Here is a 15860-nt window from a genome sequence, read left to right as displayed (position 1 = left end):
AGAATATGGCCGACAAAACGGACACCATCCGCGTCTGGGAACCCGACCCGAAGATGCCCGCCGCACAGTTGAGGGTCCGCAAGATCCACAAGGCGCAGGGGATCGCCCTGCTCGGCGTCCTGTTGATCGGCGGCGGTATCGCCCTTTTCTTCGCACACGTCGGCCCCGCCGTACCACTGCTCCTGATCTACCTGGGTCTCGCCATCGCGGTGCAGTGGGGGCGAGGTGCCGTTGCCGCACTCGGCTGGGCCTTGAAATGGCGCTGGCACACCGATCTCGCCCTCGAGCAGGTCGCCATCCCGGCGGACGGCCTCGTCGCCCGCCGCAAAACGGTCGCCGTGCGGCTCCCCGATGGCCGGTGGCTGCGCGCTCGCCCCGGCGCCGGTGTGCAGGCGCAGCTCGCCGGGCAGCGAAGCCTGTGGCTCGCGCGCAGCGGCGACCAGGCGCTGGCCATCGTGGCGGGCCACCCTTCGGCGTGGCTGGCGCGCATCCACGACGAGCCCCCGTCCGGCGCGCGCGAGCTCCGCGTGCTCTCGCGTGAGCAGGTCCCGCCCTGCCAAGATCCCGTCCTCAATGCGGACCGCGATGCCCGCGTCCGCGGTGCCTGGCTGATCGTCGCGGTGTCACTCGGCGCCTGTGCCCTCGCCGTCTGGGCCGTCCTTGAGATCCTCGCGAACCGCAGCGACGGCGGGACCGCCGCTTTTGTCCAGACGCTGGTCCTCGCCCCGATCGCGGGCGGGGCGATCATCGCCTTCCTCCACGCACTCGGCAGCGGTATCGACGCACTCGGGCTCGCGAAGGCCCACCGAGCAGACACCTGGACCGAGCTCGCGGTGACCCGGAGCGAGGCGCAGCTGCCCGACGGCCGCACCGTCCGCATCAGACTGTCGAAACAGCCGGCGTCCCTCGCGCTCAACGTCACCGCGGCCCGAACGCTGTGGACGTTCGGCCCGGCCAAACCCGGCAACGTACGCGTCGGGGTGCCCGGCTACCCCGTCTCGGGCCGAGCGCGGTTGAAAATCGTCGACGCTCGAGCAGGAGCGCAGTGAACAGCTGGCTTCCCGACCCCGCCGTCCCGGCCGCGCAGCTGCCGTTCTTCGGCTCGGTGGCGGGCACTGCCCGCCGCCGGTTCCTCAAACGTCTGGTGGCCCGCCTTGCGATCGCGGCCGGCCTGGTGGCGCTGATCGCCGCCGACGGACGCGTTGACGTCGCGGACCTCGTGCTGCTCGTGTACTACGTCGGCACGGTCCTTGCGCTCGGCGGCCGTACGCTGCGCTACAAACGGCTGTTCGACCGCATGTTCGCGACACCGTTCGAAACCGTCGACGCCACCGAGAAAACCACAGCCGGACGACGGTTCGCGGTCAGGCTTGCCGACGGACGCTGGGCGCACTTCAAGCTGGGCCGGTACGCGACCGACCTGCTTTCGCGGTGCCGGTATCTCCACGTGCTCCGGATCGGCGACCACGCGGTCGTACTCGTGCCCGGCGTCGGATGGCGCCCGGGCCGGGTCCGCGACCTGCCCCTGTCCACGGCACTCCCGCTCGCGGTCCCCGCGACGCAACCCGACCCCCGGCCGATGCGGACGCTGAGGCGGCGCAGGGCACGCTTCACCGCCGCCTGGTACGTCGGCCTCGGCGCCCTGTTCGTCTGGGCACGCCTGAGCCTGCCGCGCGGCGACCAGTCGGCGTGGGGCACTGTCGCGGGGTTCCTGGTCGCCGTCGCCGCGCTGTTCGCGGTCAGGGCGGTGCGGCGCGCGGTGCGTCGCGCGCCGGTCATCGGCGAATGGACCCAGCTCGACGTCACGTCCGAGCCCGTCATCACCCGTACCCGCCGCGGCTTCAGCCTCGACGGCCACGCGCTTCACCCCGACGGCACCACAGCCGTCTTCCGCATCCCCAGCACGAGTCTTCTCACCGCCCTCGACATCGCCGCCACGAGGAAGCTGTGGGTGGCCGGTCGGCGCGCCGGTCTACCCGGCCACGTCTGGACCGGCCTCGTCCGGTTTCACGCCCCCGGCCCCCTCCCCGACCACGACCACGCATAACCCTCATCCTCCGAAGCGACCGCCGCCTCCCCGAGCTCCAGCGGCGCGAACGTATCCACCATCACCGCCGTCTCGTCGAAGAACTCCGCGCCGATCGAGGCCTCGGCGGCGCCCGGCTGGGGGCCGTGCGTGAAGCCCGACGGGTGCAGCGACAGGGAGCCGATGCCGATGCCCGAGCCGCGGCGGGCTTCGTAGTTGCCGCGGACGTAGAACATGAGCTCGTCGGAGTCGACGTTCGCGTGGTTGTACGGCACGGAGATCGAGTCCTCGTGGTAGTCGACCTTGCGGGGGCAGAAGGAGCACACCACGAAGTTCGGCCCCTCGAACGTCTGGTGCACGGGCGGGGGCTGGTGCACGCGGCCGGTGATGGGCTCGAAGTCGTCGATGTTGAACGCCCACGGGTACAGGCAGCCGTCCCAGCCGACGACGTCGAAGGGGTGCGTCGCGTAGGTGTAGCGGGTCAGGCCGGCGCGGTGGCGCACGAGCACGTCGACGTCGGAACCATCCACGAGCAGTGGCGCGACCGGTCCCCGGACGTCGCGCTCGCAGTACGGCGAGTGCTCCAGGAACTGCCCCTTCGTCGACAGATAGCGCTTCGGCGGGCCGATGTGCCCGCGGGCCTCCAGCACGTACAGGCGGACCTCGCCGCGCGGCACCACGCGGTAGGTGCACGACGTCGGGATCACCACGTAGTCGCCGTCCGAGACCTCCAGCGCCCCGTAGATCGTCTCGAAGACAGCCGAGCCGCCCTGGACGTAGAACAGCTCGTCGCCCGCCGCGTTGCGGTACAGGGGCGAGGGGGCCGTCGCGACGACGAAGCCGATGGTCACGTCGGCGTTGCCGAAGAGCCGTCGCCGGTCGGTCACGGCGTCGGCGGAGGCGCCGAACTTCAGCTCCGGCGTCTTGAAGTGCCGTGGCTTCAGCGGGTGGTTGGGCACGAGGGTGCCGCGGTCGTCGGGCACGGCCACCGCGTCGACGATCGCCGTCGGCAGGCCGCGGTGGTACAGCAGCGCCGAGTCGGCGGAGAAGCCCTCGACGCCCATCAGCTCCTCGGCGTAGAGGCCGCCGTCGGGCTTGCGGAAGGCGGTGTGCCGCTTGTGGGGGACCTCGCCTACTCGCCGGTAGAAGGGCATGGCTGACTCCTCCGGAGGTGTCCGCAGAACGAACGATTTTGTCCTGTTGTCGTACGCTACTAGCGTGTCATTCGTGTCAAGCGCTGTGGAACTCACGCCCCCCGGCCCCCGTGGAATTCCTCCCCTGTTCGCGCGGCTCGTCGACGACTCGGCGCTCTTTCCGCCCGCGGACGGGGCCATGCCCGAAGCGCTGCGAGCGCACTACGAGTCCAGGGCGGGTGAACACGCCGGTGTACTGGGCGTTTTCCTCTGCCAGGCCTCCCGGCTGCCGGAGCTGATCACCGAGTTGATCAAGATCAAGCCGAAGGAGCCGCTGCCCCTGTCACTGATCATCGACACCGGGCTCGGCGGCGTGCCCAAGGCCATCTCGATCGTCGAGTCGCGCAGCGAGCTGCTGTCGCTGCGGATGGTCGAGATGCCGGCGCCGTCGGACGTCGACGAGGTGTGGCTGGAGCGCGTCTCGGAGTTCGTGCCCGAGGACGTGATCCGCGTGGTCGAGCCGCGCCGCGGCGTCGGCTGGCTCGACGGCGTGCGCAAGGTGATCGAGCACGGCAGCTGGCCGAAGATCCGCTGCGGCGGCCCGGCGGAGGAGAACTTCCCCAGCGTCGACGAGGTCGCCGACTTCCTGTCGGTGGTCAGCGGCGCGCCCGGCGCGTCGTTCAAGGCCACCAACAGCCTGCACCGCGCCGTCCGCCACACCGATCCGGAGACGGGCTTCACGCACCACGGGTTCCTGAACCTGATCGTCGCGTCGGCGCGCTGCCTCTCGGGCGGCGACGTCCGCGAGGCGCTGGAGTCCACCGACGGCAAGGCGCTGGCCGACGAGGCCCGCGCGTTGTCCGAGCCGGCCGCCAAGGCCGTGCGGGAGCTCTTCGCGTCGTACGCGGCGGCGTCGTTCGCCGAGCCGGTGGCCGACCTGGGTGAGCTCGAGCTGCTGTGAGCAGGGAGGGGTCGCTGACCCTCGACCGCGGCCTGGCGCTGCTGCAGGCGGTGGCCGACGCGGGCGAGGAGGCGGCGACCATCTCCGAGCTGGCGGTGACGATCGGCGCGAGCCGCGCGGCCGTCTACCGGCTGCTGGTGCCGCTCTCCGAACGCGGCCTGATCTGGCGGGACGGCACGAAGGTGCGCCTCGGCGTCGGTCTGCTGCGGCTGGCGGGGCAGGTGCTGCCGCAGCTGCGCGAGGCCGCGCGGCCGGTGCTGCGCGAGCTGGCGGAGAAGGTCGGGGCCACGGCGCACCTCACCGTGGCGCAGGGCGATCAGGCGCAGGCCGTGGCGGTGGTGGAGCCGTCGTGGACGAGCTACCACGTGGCGTACCGCGTGGGCAGCCGTCATCCGCTCAGCGCGGGCGCGGCGGGCCGGGCGATGGCGCTGCGGCCCGGGGGCGACGGCTGGGTCGCGTCCACGGGCGAGCTGGAGGCCGGTGCGTCCGGTGTGGCCGCGCCGGTGCGCGGGGTGCCGGGGCTGCGGGCGAGCGTCGGGGTGGTGTCGCTGGAGCCGTTGGACGCGGCCGCGGTGGGTCCCCAGGTCGTCGCGGCGGCCGGAAAGCTGACCGAGGTGCTCCGAACCGACGCGTAGTGCGGCGTGGCGTGCTGGAATATGGTCTCGTGGCGCAAAGGGGACGGCATGCCGAGGAGCCGTCGCGGAGGTGCCCCAGGTGAACGTTCCGAGTGAGCTCGTCGGTTGCGAGGTGCGCCGGACGTCGTTCGACTACCAGGTGCGCCTCTCGCTGGTCGACCAGCCGGACCCGGCCGACGAGCCGAGGGTGGACGCCGAGCTGGTGCTCGAGACGTCGTTCGTGCTGCGAGACGTGGAGGGCGTGAGCCACGAGCTGGAGCCCGGCAGCGGTGCGGCCCTGGCGCCGGTGCTCGCGCTGTTCGGGCAACGCGTGACGGAGGTGGCGGTGCCCGAGGGGGGCACGCTGGCAGTGGTCTTCGACGGCGGCGCCGAGCTGCGCGTGGGGCCGGACCGGCAGTACGAGTCCTGGTGGCTCACCGGCCACGGCGTCGAGCCGATCCTGGTGGGCCCGGACGCCTAGCGGCGCGCGGCCGCCAGCAGCGGTCGCACCATGGTGAGCAGCAGAGCCAGGTCCACGCAGAACAGCAGCCGCTCGAACAGCCCCAGCGTCACTTCCTGCGCGGGGCCGGTGATGAGCGTGAAGACGAAGCCGCCGAGCACGATCAGCACGCTGGCGAAGCTCGCGACGGCCAGGCCGCGGATCGTGGTGCGCCGCGGTTCCCAAGGACATTTCGGCGCGCCGCGGCGGGTGAGCAGCCAAGCGGCGGCCGGCAGGGCGAGGAACGCGGTGAGGGCGGCCGCGTTGTGGAGCTGGCCGTCTAACGTGCGGGCCTGGCCGTCGGGGTCGACGGGGACGGTCGCGCAGATCGTGAGGCCCGCGCACCACACGCCGAGCAGCACGACGACCGCGGGCGAGCGCCGGGCCTTCACGAGCCCGGCCAGCAGCGCCACGGAACCGAGCGCCAGCGCCAGGCACATCGCGCTGAACAGCGGCGCGGCCGAGCGGCCGCCGAGGTGGCCGTAGACGTACTCCGACAGCGTCTGCCACACCGGGCTGACCTGCGCCGACAGTCGCAGGTGCAGGTCAGCCGCGATGGCCACCGCGAGCGCCATGCCGGCCAGCGCGAGCCGGCCGTGCACGGGGGACACGGCGGCGGGCACGGCCTTCGGCATGGGTGGACTCCTCGGTGGTCATGGCGAAGGGCAAGGCTTCCCGCGTCATCGCGGGTTCACCTTGCCCTCATCCACTGGTTCCGAAGAGGCTACCTCGTGTTCCTGTGAAGTCTCTGTGGTCAACTCGCTCAGAAGGCGAGCTGGACCAGGGCGAACGCGGCGAATCCGGCGAACAGGAACCCCGCCGTGCGCTGGATGAGCTTCGGCCGGATGCGGCTGCGGATCTTCGCGCCGACGAACACCGCGAGCCCCGCGACGGAGACCAGCGCGACGAACGCGCCCAGTCCGACCGCGAACGGGTTGCCGAGCCGCGCGACGAGCCCCGCCGTCGCCAGCTGCGACGCGTCGCCCCACTCGGCGGCGAAGAGCACGCCGAACGACGTCAGCGCGGAGCGCAGGAAGGACTTCGGCGCCGCGCCGAGACGTGCGGCGTCGTCGGCCGCTTCGTCGGCTTCGCTGAATCCTTCGCGCAGGAGCATGAAGGCGCCGATACCGAACATCGCGGCCACGAGCAGGGAAACCACGGTTTCCGGAAGAAGGGTGAGCACACTGCCGAACGCGACGGCTATAACACACTGGATCGCGAATGCCACGCACACCCCGGCGAATACCGGCCACGCGCGGAAACGCGTGGTCAGCACCAGCGTTGCGACCAGGGTCTTGTCGGGCAGTTCCACTGCCAGGACCAGGCCGAACGCGCTGATGAGAGTGATGAGTGCGGGAGACATGAGCTGGTGGACACCCCTTTCACTTCAACGATAAAGGAGGTGTTCAGAAAGCTGCAAGTTGATGGGTTTTGCGAATTGCCCGGTGAGGTTTGTTGAATAGCTTTCGCCGGGACTCCTGAATATAGTTTTCGGTGTGCCGAATTCTGTTTTGGGGATGCGGTACGGTGCGGTCATGCCTGCTGACCACGTGGTCGTGTCCACCACTGTCGACAAAGAAGCGACCGCTCGGAACATCGCCACGAGCGCCGTCGAGGCGCGGCTCGCTGCCTGCGCCCAGATTGTGGGGCCGATCACGAGCGTGTACCGCTGGGAGGGCAAGGTGCGCACCGACTACGAGTGGCGCGTCGAGTGCAAGACGGCGGCCGACCGCGCGGGCGCGCTGGAGGAGTTCCTGAACGTGCGCCACACCTACGCCCTGCCGGAGATCGTGGTGACCCCGATCGTCGGCGGGAGCCCGCGGTACCTGTCGTGGGTGGTGGAGCAGACCCGGTAGGTCCCTTTCGGGTACACAGTGGACGGATGGGCCCGGAACGCCTGACGTGGGCGTTTCCCGGGTTCAGGACGTTGGTCCCTCGTTTTTCGGGACGTGTTGAACTGGTTGGTGCCGCGCCGGCGGAGTTAGCTCGGATACGTGGACGTCCTTGAGCTCGCGCGGTGGCAGTTCGGCATCACCACCGTGTACCACTTCCTGATGGTCCCGCTGACCATCGGACTTTCGGTGCTCGTCGCGGGGATGCAGACCGCCTGGGTGCGTACGGGCAACGAGCGCTACTTCAAGATGACCAAGTTCTGGGGGAAGCTCCTCCTGGTCAACTTCGCCATGGGCGTGGTGACCGGGATCGTGCAGGAGTTCCAGTTCGGGATGACCTGGAGCGCCTACTCCCGCTTCGTCGGCGACGTGTTCGGCGCGCCGCTGGCGATGGAGGGGCTCGTCGCGTTCTTCGTGGAGTCGACCTTCCTCGGCCTGTGGATCTTCGGCTGGGACCGGCTGCCGAAACGCGTGCACCTGGCGTGCGCCTGGGCGTTCGCCCTGGCGACGATGGCCTCGGCCTACTTCATCCTGGCCGCGAACTCGTGGATGCAGCACCCGGTCGGGGTGGAGTTCGTGAACGGCAAGCCGACGATGAACTCGATCTTCGCGGTGCTGGGCAACAACACGGCGCTGGCGGCGATCCCGCACACGCTGGCCGGGGCGTTCTCGGTGGCGGCTGCGTTCCTCGTCGGGGTGGCAGGCTGGCACCTGTGGCGGCGCCGTTCGGCTTCGGACTCGGACGCCGGCGTGCACCGGGACGTCTGGCGGGCGTCGCTGCGGCTCGGTGCCTGGGTCGGGATCGCCGCGTTCGCGGTGCTGGCCATCACGGGTGACACGCAGGGCAAGCTGATGTTCCAGCAGCAGCCGATGAAGATGGCGTCGGCGGAAGCGTTGTGCCACACGGAGAAGCCGGCGAGCTTCTCGATCCTGGCGATCGGCGACGTCGCGGGGGCCAACTGCGAGGACGTGAAGACGTTCACCGTGCCGGCGCTGCTCTCGTTCCTCGCGCACAACGACTTTTCCACCGAGGTGCCGGGGGTGGAAAACCTGATCGGCCAGTACCAGGCGAAGTACGGCACCAACTACCCGAACGACCCCGACCTGGGGCCGCTGGCGGGCAAGCCGATCGATTACGTGCCCAACCTGCCGGTGACCTACTGGGGATTCCGCGCCATGATCGGCTTCGGCGCGATCGGGGCGGGGATCGGTCTGCTGGCCCTGTGGCTCACGCGCCGCGGCCGGATCCCGAGTGGGCGCTTGTTCCCGTTGCTGCTGGTCGCGGGCATCGCGACGCCGTTCATCGGCAACAGCGCGGGCTGGATCTTCACGGAGATGGGGCGTCAGCCGTTCGTGGTGGCGCCGAACCCGACGGGCGTCGAGGGCATGTGGATGTTCACGGCGCAGGCGGTGTCGAAGCTGTCGGTCGGTGAGGTGTGGACGTCGCTGATCTCGCTCACGGTGCTCTACCTGGGGTTGGGCGTGGTGGAGCTGTTCCTGATGCGCAAGTACGTGCGCGGTGGGATCGAAGGGGTTCTGCCGCCGCCTGCGCACGGTGGGGAGGCGGGTTCGGATGACAAGTTGTCGTTCGCTTACTGAGCCGGTGGTGGGTGCTTCGGCGGGTTGGACCCAGAGTGTTCGCCCGATCACCCACGAGAGTTACCCACAGCTGATCTGTGGACAACTCGATGGGTTGTGGATAACTCAGGGCGATCTTGGGGATGAGTCATGACGCTGCAGCTGGTGTGGTTCGGGATCATCGCGCTGTTCTGGCTCGGGTACCTGTTCCTCGAGGGCTTCGACTTCGGTGTCGGGATGCTGCTGCCCGTGCTCGGGCGCGACAACACCGAGCGGCGCGTCATGGTCAACACCATCGGGCCGGTGTGGGACGGCAACGAGGTGTGGCTGATCGTCGCGGCCGGCGCCACGTTCGCGGCGTTCCCCGATTGGTACGCGACGCTGTTCTCGGGCGCCTACCTGCCGTTGCTGCTCGTGCTGCTGGCGTTGATCGGCCGCGGGGTCGCGTTCGAGTACCGCGGCAAGGTCGACTCCGAGCGCTGGCGGCGTACGTGGGACCGCGTGCTCATGGTCGGCTCGTGGATCCCGCCGCTTGGCGTCGGGCTGCTGCTCGCGACGACCGTGCTCGGCCTGCCGCTCGACACCACCGGCAACCGCGTCGGCTCACCGTTCGAGGCCGTGCGGTGGGACACCCTGCTGGGCGCGCTCGCCGTGGTCGGGTTCTCGCTGGTGCACGGGGCGGCGTTCCTGGCGCTGAAGACGTCGGGCGCGGTGCGGGAACGGGCGCGCGCGCTGGCGTTGCGGCTGCTGCCGGTGGCGCTGCTGCCGATGGTCGCGTTCCTCATCGTGGTGCAGGTGCGCGCGGGGCAGGTGTGGACGTTGGTCGCGCTTGTGGTCAGCGTGGTTGCCGCAATCGTCGCGTGGCTGCGGCTGCGCGCCGACCGTGACGGGCAGGCGTTCGCCGCGCTGGGCGTGGTGATCGCGGCCGCCGCGGTGACGATGTTCGGGGCGCTGTACCCGAACGTGCTGCCGTCGACGGGCGACCCGGCCAACTCGCTGACGATCGCGCAGGCCGCCGCGAGCCCGTACGCGCTGAAGGTGATCACGTGGGTCGCGGCGTTCGGCGCGCCGGCTGTGCTCGTCTACCAAGGTTGGACCTACTGGGTTTTCCGCAAGCGCATCGGCGTCCAGCACATCCCGGCGGTGCACGCACCGTGATCACGCTTCCCGGCCGCACCACCCTTTCCGCCCCGAGGTCCACAGTGGACCAGGTGCGGCCGGGCAAGGGGCCGCTCGGCGCGCTCTCGGCTCTCGGGCCGGCCGCGCGCCGGGCGCTGCTCCTCGTGGCGGTGCTCTCGTTCATCAACGCGGTTTTCCTTGTGGCGCAAGCTTTTCTTTTGGCCGACGTACTCGCGTCTATCGTCTCCACGGGGATCGGGGGCCGCACCGCCCAGCTGGCCGCTCTGTTCGCGCTCGTCGCGGGCAGGGCGCTCGCCGGCTGGGCGGTGCGGGTGGTCTCCGCGCGCGCCGCGGCGACGGCGCAGCAGGACCTGCGCGCCCGCGTCGTCTCCCACAGCCTGCGGCTCGGCCCGGAGTGGCTGGCCCGCCGCGGCGACGGCTCGTTGACGGAGCTGGTCACCCGCGGCTTGGACGCGCTCGACGCCTACTTCCGCGAATACCTGCCCGCCTTGGTGACGGCCGCGGTGGTCCCCCTTGCGGCGGGCGCGGCGATCCTGTGGATGGATTGGCCGTCGGCGGTGATCGTGCTGGTGACCGTCCCGCTGCTGCCGGTTTTCGCGGTGCTGGTCGGCAAGTTCACGGCCGACCGCGTGGCCGGCGCGACGGACGCCGTGCACCGGATGTCGGGCCTCCTGCTGGAACTGGTGCGCGCTCTGCCGGTGCTCACGGCGTTCCGCCGCGCCGACGCGCAGTCGGCCACCGTGGCCCGCGTCTCGGACCGCCACCGCCGTGCGACTTTGAAGACTTTGCGGGTCGCGTTCTCTTCGGCTTTCGTGCTCGAACTGGTCGCCACGTTGTCCGTGGCGCTGGTCGCCGTCGTGATCGGCGTGCGGCTGGTCTCCGGCTCGTTGCCCCTGGCCATCGGGCTGGGCGTGCTGATCCTGGTCCCCGAGTGCTACCAGCCGTTGCGCGCGGTGGGCGCGGCCTTCCACGCGAGCGAAGACGGCGTCGAGGCGGTCCGCCGCGTCACCGACGTCCTCGCCGAGCCGGCCTCGCACTTCGGCACGCGCCTCCCGCCCCGTGGACAACTCACCGTGTCCAACCTGAGCATCGCCCGCCGCGGCGGCTTCGCCCCCGATGGCTCCTCGTTCTCCGCCCGCCGCGGCCAAACGACCTGGCTCCGCGCCCCCAGCGGCGGCGGCAAATCCACCACCCTCGCCGCCCTCCTCGGCTTCCTCCCGACCTACGACGGCACCATCACCCTCGGCGACGTCCCCCTCGCTTCGGTGGACATCGATCGCTGGCGTGCGGATGTGGCGTGGGTGCCGCAGTCGCCGGTGTTCAGCGGTGGGACGGTTCGCGAGGAGGTGTCGGGCTCGGCTGCTGTTGCTTCGGTCGCCGGCTCGGGCACGGCTGGCCGCAGGCCCGCGACCGCGGCTTCCGGCCTGGCCTCGGCCGGCTCCGACGGTGTCGACGAGACCGATGCAGTCGGGACTGCCTCTGCTGCCTTCAACCTGCCTGTGGGTGACTTCGTTGCCGACTCGGGTGGGTTTGGCTCTGGTGCCGTCGGCGCGGTCGGCGTTCGAGAGGGCGTCGCCGGTGAGGCGGATGTTGTCGAGGAGGTGCTGGCGGAGCTGGGGTTGTCGGGGTCGGGGGAGCGGCCCGTCGGGCAGCTGTCGTTGGGGCAGCGGCAGCGGGTGGCTGTCGCGCGGGCGTTGGTGAAGGTGCGGGCGGGCGCTTGGCTGCTGTTGCTCGACGAGCCGACGGCCCACCTCGACGAGGTCAACGCGCGGCGCGTCATGGGCGCCGTCGAGCGGGCCGTGGCAGGTGGGGCGGCGGCGATCATCGCGGCGCACGAGCGGTCGGCGGCGGTGGCGGTGGTGGATGAGAAGCCGTTGTCCGGCAAGACTTCAGCCGACACCGTGGGGGCTGGGCGGCCGTTGCCGTGGCGGTTCCTGCTTGACCGTCGGCTGTTTTCCGGAGCCGTGCTCGGTGCGGTGGCGCTGTTGGCGGGCGTCGCGCTGACGGCGACGTCGGGGTGGCTGATCGCGAAGGCGTCGTTGCAGCCGCCGATCCTGACGTTGACCGTCGCGGTGGTGGGGGTTCGCGCGTTCGGGCTCGGGCGCGCGGCGCTGCGCTACGCCGAACGTCTCGTCACGCACGACGCCGCGTTCCGCATCGCCGGGCGGCTGCGCGTTCGGCTGTGGGACTCGCTGGTCCGCCTCGGCCCGGCGCGCGCTTTGGCGGCCGGCGAGGGGCAGCGTCGGCTGGTCACCGATGTCGACACCGTCCGCGATCTGCTGCCGCGGGTGGTCTCGCCGCCGGTCGTCGTCGGGCTCGTCGCGGCGGGTGCGATCGCGGTGCAGACGGTCGTTCTTCCGTCCGCTGGCCTGCTTCTCGCCGCTGCCGTGGTGGTCAGTCTCGCGGCACCCCGGCTCGCGCTCCTGACCGAGCGCCACGCGACGGCTGCCCTCGCCGCCGGACGCCGCGACGTCGCCGCGCGGGTCCTCGTGCTCTTCACCTCCGCGGCCGAGCTCATCGCTTACGGCACCGCGCCCGCGCGCCGCCGTTCGCTGCTCGCGATCGACGCACAGCTGACCGCCACCACCCGTCGTCAAGCCTTCGGCGCCGGTGCGGCTGATGCCCTGATCGTCCTCGCCACGGGCATCGCCGCCGTGGGTAGCACGCTTCTCGCCGCGCCGGCTGTCGCGTCCGGCCAAATGGCGGGCGTCATGGCTCCGCTGCTGGCGCTGGTCCCCTTGGCCCTCGCCGAAGTTCTCTCCCTGCTGCCCCCGGCGGCCACCCACTGGGACCCGCTCCGCGCTGCCCGTGTCCGTCTGGGTGACCTCGACTCCGCTGCCGGAGCAGAGCCGGCGCTGCCTGGCGAAGCGGCGCCGGTGGCGCGACTTGCCAAGGGGCACGAGCGCGCAGCGGAGCCCGAACCGGGACCGAGCGCCGTGCGGCTTCGTGGCGCCGACCTGGGCTGGCCCGGCGGCGAAACCGTGCTCACCGACGTCACCCTCGACATCGAGCCCGGAACCTACGTCGCCGTCGTGGGCCCGAGCGGGGCGGGAAAGTCGACGCTGGTGGCGGCGTTGCTGGGGTTCCTGGAGCCCCGCGTGGGGGAGGTCGCGGTGCCCGGGCGGGTGTCGTGGGCGCCGCAGGAGGCGATGCTGGTGTCGACGAGCGTGGCGGAGAACCTGCGCCTCGCGGACCCCCGGGCGACCGACGACGACGTTCGCCGGGTGCTCGACCTCGCGCAGCTGCCGGAGCTCGACGCGGCGACCGTCCTCGACAGCGCCGGCACCGGGCTTTCCGGTGGCCAGGCCCAGCGCGTCGCACTGGCGCGGGCGTTGCTGGCGGCGCCGACGGCCGACCTCGTGCTGCTCGACGAGCCCACCGCGCACCTCGACGAACGGACCGCTCGCGCCCTGCGCGCCACGTTGCGTACCGAGCTCGCCGGCCGCACCGTCGTGCACGTCACCCACAGCCTCGACGAGCAGCTCGACGCCGACGTCGTGCTGGAGGTCCGCGGCGGCCAGGTGCTCGAACGGCAAGCGGTACCAGCCGCGAGGGGTGATTGGTGACGGTCACGATTCCGGGTCCGGGCCGCAAGCACGCGCTAGGGTCGGTGTTGCTCATGGACCCGACACTTGCCGCGCGGGCGTTGTCCGCTGCCACCGAGATCACCAGCACCGCGTTGTCCGGGGACGACCCGGAGGCCGTGCTGGACACCGTCGTGATCCGCGCCGCCGAGCTGGCCGACGCCGACCTCGGGCTGGCCATGGTCAGTGCCGACGACGGACACGTCGTGGTGGAGGCCGCCGTCGACCCGGGCGGCGCCGGCCGCGCGCTGCAGGGCCTGACCTTGCCCGCCGATTCCGCCGCCGGCCGCGTCGCGCGTGGCGGCGAGCCGGTGGTCAGCGACAACTTCGTCGTCGACCCGCGCACCGCACCCTTCGTGCCCGACGAACTCCGCGGCTTCGGCCCCTTCGCCGCCGCGCCGTTCGGCTCCGGCGGCCGGGTCCTCGGCGCGCTCACGGTCTACCGCCTGCAGGGCCGCGAGCCGTTCTCCGCGGGGACCGTCGAGATGCTCGTGGCGTTCGCCGCGCAGGCAGGCGTCGTGCTCGCACTCGCCGAGGGCGCCAACGCCCGCCACCGCGTGACGCTCTACCAAGAGCGCGAACGCATCGCCCGCGAGCTGCACGACGTGATCGTGCAGCGCCTCTACGGCGCCGGCATGCAGCTCGACCGCGTGCGCCGCAACATGCGCAAGCGCTTCGCCCAAGCCGACGGCGCGCGGCTGTCCGATGCCATCGACCAGCTCGACCAGACCATCGAGGAAATCCGCGGCACCGTGCGAGCCCTGCGCTCACCCGAACCACGCCACGACACCGGCACACCGACCGACCTCGCCGAGTCGGCCCGCGGCGAAGTCCGCATCGCCGGCGAACTCCTCGGCTACCCGCCGACCCTCGAGCTCTCCGGCGAGTTCGCCGACATCCCCGCCGCAAGCGCCGACCACATCCGCGCGGCACTGCGCGAAGCACTGTCCAATGTGGTCCGCCACTCCGGCGCGAGCGAGACGCGCGTGTCGCTGACCCGCGACCGCGACGGTGTGAAACTCCGTGTGCGCGACAACGGATCCGGTGTACCCCAAGGCGTCGCCACCCGGGGCCTGCGTCACCTCGCCGAACGTGCCGACACCGCCGGCGGGAAGTTCTTCATCAACTCCTCACCGAGCCTCGGCACACTCGTCGCCTTCGATCTCCCTCTGGACTAGTCGCACGTGCGCGACCGTCACCCACAGCGCGTTGATCCGGCTTCAGCCTTCACGCGTCATGTGAGCCGCTCCTTCCTCTCCGACGGGCACGTACGGCTTCCCGTTCGACATCGACCAACACCCCAGAACTACGAGTCGCTGCTCGCTTTCACCTGGTGACGAGTCTACCGGGAAATCGAACACCCATTCGACTCACGATGGGGTGAATCCGAAAGGTCCTTGCCGAATTCCCCGTGGCCGACCGTGATCTCACACGCGCGAGAAACCTCCGAACGGCCTAGCCGGTTTCCGAGTGGCGGTACCCAGCGATCACCGGAAAATCGAGGTCACCGGTTCTGTCGGCGGTGGCTGTTAGGGTCGCCATGATCAGTCCCAGGGGGTCGCTTCAGGTGGGAAGCCGTGGCGGCGGAGGTCGTCAAAGCGATGGCTGTGGCCGCGCTCGGTGGGGTGAAACAGTTGGTGTCACGCAAACTCGAACAACGCCGCAGCGCCGCCGACGTGGAGGCGATCCTGGGCGACAAAGCCCGCGCCGCAACGGCGATCGCCGAGCTGCTCACGACCGATCCCGAATTCGCCGAACAGCTCGAATCGCTGTTGCCCCGGTCGAAGGGAACCGGCAGCAGCAGCGACTTTCCCGCGTCGGCCGAACCATTTGTCGACCGCGACAGCGAACGCGCGCTCGTCGCCGGCCCCGGCGCCCGCCTCGTCACCGGGCCGCGCGGCGCGGGCAAAACGGCGCTGCTGAGCCGGCTCGCCGTCGATCTGCGCTCGCACCTCCCGAAACAGATCTACGTCGATCTCGCCGATTACCGGTCCGGTTCGCTGGTGCGCCGCACCGAGGTGGCCGCGCGAGTGGTGCGAGCGCTCGACGTCGACAACGACCTGACCGCCACCGAGACACCTCAGCTCTGGGAGCAGTACCGCTCCGTCACCGTCCGCCACCGTTTCCTGCTCGCCCTCGACAACGCCGAAGCGGCCACCGACCTCCACGGCCTCATCCCGCCGTCGCCGCACAGCGTCGTTCTCGTAACCGCGATCAAGGCCGGCGACGACCTCCGCAAGGAGTTCGCGGCCCCGCCGATCGAGGTCGGCCGGCTCGCGCGGCAAGACGCGCTCGCCCTGCTGAGCCGCCTCTCCCACCCGAGTGTGATCGCCGCCGAACCCGGCGCGGCCGAGGAACTCGTGGACCTGTGCGACCACATGCCCTTCGCGATCCGGCTCGCTGCCTTCCGCGTCACGCGGCGCATGCAGCGCG

The 15860-nt window shown here is 71.0% G+C and carries 14 protein-coding genes; 10 read left to right on the top strand and 4 right to left on the bottom strand.

Annotation, left to right across the window (positions count from 1 at the left end; genetic code table 11):
• Window positions 1-5: 5 nt before the first annotated feature.
• Both QRX50_RS07310 and QRX50_RS07305 read left to right on the top strand, forming a co-directional pair.
• Entirely contained in the window at window positions 6-1049 is a 1044-nt protein-coding gene (locus QRX50_RS07310; protein WP_285971198.1) for a hypothetical protein, read from the top strand.
• Window positions 1046-2047 (top strand): hypothetical protein, encoded by a 1002-nt coding sequence (locus QRX50_RS07305; protein ID WP_285971197.1) that lies wholly within the window; start codon window positions 1046-1048, stop codon window positions 2045-2047. The genes QRX50_RS07310 and QRX50_RS07305 overlap by 4 nt, the downstream gene beginning before the upstream one ends.
• Here the strand turns inward: QRX50_RS07305 and QRX50_RS07300 are convergent.
• On the bottom strand, window positions 2008-3180 hold the full coding sequence (locus tag QRX50_RS07300) for a homogentisate 1,2-dioxygenase (protein ID WP_285971196.1): 1173 nt from the start codon (window positions 3178-3180) through the stop codon (window positions 2008-2010). The two genes, QRX50_RS07305 and QRX50_RS07300, sit on opposite strands and share 40 nt — an antisense overlap.
• An 85-nt stretch (window positions 3181-3265) precedes the next feature.
• Here QRX50_RS07300 and QRX50_RS07295 point away from each other — a divergent pair, with 85 nt between their 5' ends.
• The 3 genes from QRX50_RS07295 (at window position 3266) to QRX50_RS07285 (ending at window position 5215) form a co-directional block, all read left to right on the top strand.
• On the top strand, window positions 3266-4120 hold the full coding sequence (locus QRX50_RS07295) for a hypothetical protein (RefSeq protein WP_285974386.1): 855 nt from the start codon (window positions 3266-3268) through the stop codon (window positions 4118-4120).
• The gene (locus QRX50_RS07290; RefSeq protein ID WP_285971195.1) at window positions 4117-4755 is read left to right on the top strand and encodes an IclR family transcriptional regulator; all 639 of its coding nucleotides are present in this window, start codon (window positions 4117-4119) and stop codon (window positions 4753-4755) included. Before QRX50_RS07295 ends, QRX50_RS07290 begins: the two co-directional genes overlap by 4 nt.
• A 79-nt stretch (window positions 4756-4834) precedes the next feature.
• Window positions 4835-5215 carry a DUF6188 family protein gene (locus tag QRX50_RS07285; RefSeq protein ID WP_285971194.1) on the top strand — a complete coding sequence of 127 codons (381 nt, stop codon included), beginning with the start codon at window positions 4835-4837 and terminating at the stop codon, window positions 5213-5215.
• Here the strand turns inward: QRX50_RS07285 and QRX50_RS07280 are convergent.
• Together QRX50_RS07280 and QRX50_RS07275 are read right to left on the bottom strand one after the other, a co-directional pair.
• On the bottom strand, window positions 5212-5868 hold the full coding sequence (locus QRX50_RS07280) for a DUF998 domain-containing protein (RefSeq protein ID WP_285971193.1): 657 nt from the start codon (window positions 5866-5868) through the stop codon (window positions 5212-5214). The two genes, QRX50_RS07285 and QRX50_RS07280, sit on opposite strands and share 4 nt — an antisense overlap.
• A 128-nt stretch (window positions 5869-5996) precedes the next feature.
• Complete coding sequence (locus QRX50_RS07275) at window positions 5997-6596, bottom strand: TMEM165/GDT1 family protein (RefSeq protein ID WP_285971192.1); 600 nt, start codon at window positions 6594-6596, stop codon at window positions 5997-5999.
• A 172-nt stretch (window positions 6597-6768) separates the two neighbouring features.
• Here QRX50_RS07275 and cutA point away from each other — a divergent pair, with 172 nt between their 5' ends.
• The 5 genes from cutA (at window position 6769) to QRX50_RS07250 (ending at window position 14605) form a co-directional block, all read left to right on the top strand.
• On the top strand, window positions 6769-7089 hold the full coding sequence (gene cutA / locus QRX50_RS07270) for a divalent-cation tolerance protein CutA (protein ID WP_285971191.1): 321 nt from the start codon (window positions 6769-6771) through the stop codon (window positions 7087-7089).
• A 138-nt stretch (window positions 7090-7227) separates the two neighbouring features.
• Window positions 7228-8724 carry a cytochrome ubiquinol oxidase subunit I gene (locus tag QRX50_RS07265; protein ID WP_285971190.1) on the top strand — a complete coding sequence of 499 codons (1497 nt, stop codon included), beginning with the start codon at window positions 7228-7230 and terminating at the stop codon, window positions 8722-8724.
• Between the two features lie 129 nt (window positions 8725-8853).
• The gene (cydB, locus tag QRX50_RS07260; RefSeq protein WP_285971189.1) at window positions 8854-9861 is read left to right on the top strand and encodes a cytochrome d ubiquinol oxidase subunit II; all 1008 of its coding nucleotides are present in this window, start codon (window positions 8854-8856) and stop codon (window positions 9859-9861) included.
• On the top strand, window positions 9858-13409 hold the full coding sequence (gene cydC / locus QRX50_RS07255) for a thiol reductant ABC exporter subunit CydC (protein ID WP_285971188.1): 3552 nt from the start codon (window positions 9858-9860) through the stop codon (window positions 13407-13409). Before cydB ends, cydC begins: the two co-directional genes overlap by 4 nt.
• A 53-nt stretch (window positions 13410-13462) precedes the next feature.
• Entirely contained in the window at window positions 13463-14605 is a 1143-nt protein-coding gene (locus QRX50_RS07250; RefSeq protein ID WP_285971187.1) for a GAF domain-containing sensor histidine kinase, read from the top strand.
• A gap of 462 nt (window positions 14606-15067) precedes the next feature.
• Here the strand turns inward: QRX50_RS07250 and QRX50_RS07245 are convergent, their stop codons facing one another.
• Window positions 15068-15805 carry a hypothetical protein gene (locus tag QRX50_RS07245; protein ID WP_285971186.1) on the bottom strand — a complete coding sequence of 246 codons (738 nt, stop codon included), beginning with the start codon at window positions 15803-15805 and terminating at the stop codon, window positions 15068-15070.
• Between the last annotated feature and the right edge of the window lie 55 nt (window positions 15806-15860).

The organism is Amycolatopsis sp. 2-15 (genome assembly GCF_030285625.1).
GTDB lineage: Bacteria > Actinomycetota > Actinomycetes > Mycobacteriales > Pseudonocardiaceae > Amycolatopsis > Amycolatopsis carbonis.
Note: the sequence above shows the minus strand (reverse complement) of the source record. Positions and strands in the feature narration are given on the sequence as shown.

What these genes read in the sequence shown, in the direction of transcription:
- QRX50_RS07310 (WP_285971198.1), top strand. Translation starts at nt 6, where the DNA reads ATGGCCGACAAAACGGACACCATCCGCGTCTGGGAACCCGACCCGAAG.
- QRX50_RS07300 (WP_285971196.1), bottom strand. Translation starts at nt 3,180, where the DNA reads ATGCCCTTCTACCGGCGAGTAGGCGAGGTCCCCCACAAGCGGCACACC.
- QRX50_RS07280 (WP_285971193.1), bottom strand. Translation starts at nt 5,868, where the DNA reads ATGCCGAAGGCCGTGCCCGCCGCCGTGTCCCCCGTGCACGGCCGGCTC.
- QRX50_RS07275 (WP_285971192.1), bottom strand. Translation starts at nt 6,596, where the DNA reads ATGTCTCCCGCACTCATCACTCTCATCAGCGCGTTCGGCCTGGTCCTG.
- cutA (WP_285971191.1), top strand. Translation starts at nt 6,769, where the DNA reads ATGCCTGCTGACCACGTGGTCGTGTCCACCACTGTCGACAAAGAAGCG.
- cydB (WP_285971189.1), top strand. Translation starts at nt 8,854, where the DNA reads ATGACGCTGCAGCTGGTGTGGTTCGGGATCATCGCGCTGTTCTGGCTC.
- QRX50_RS07250 (WP_285971187.1), top strand. Translation starts at nt 13,463, where the DNA reads ATGGACCCGACACTTGCCGCGCGGGCGTTGTCCGCTGCCACCGAGATC.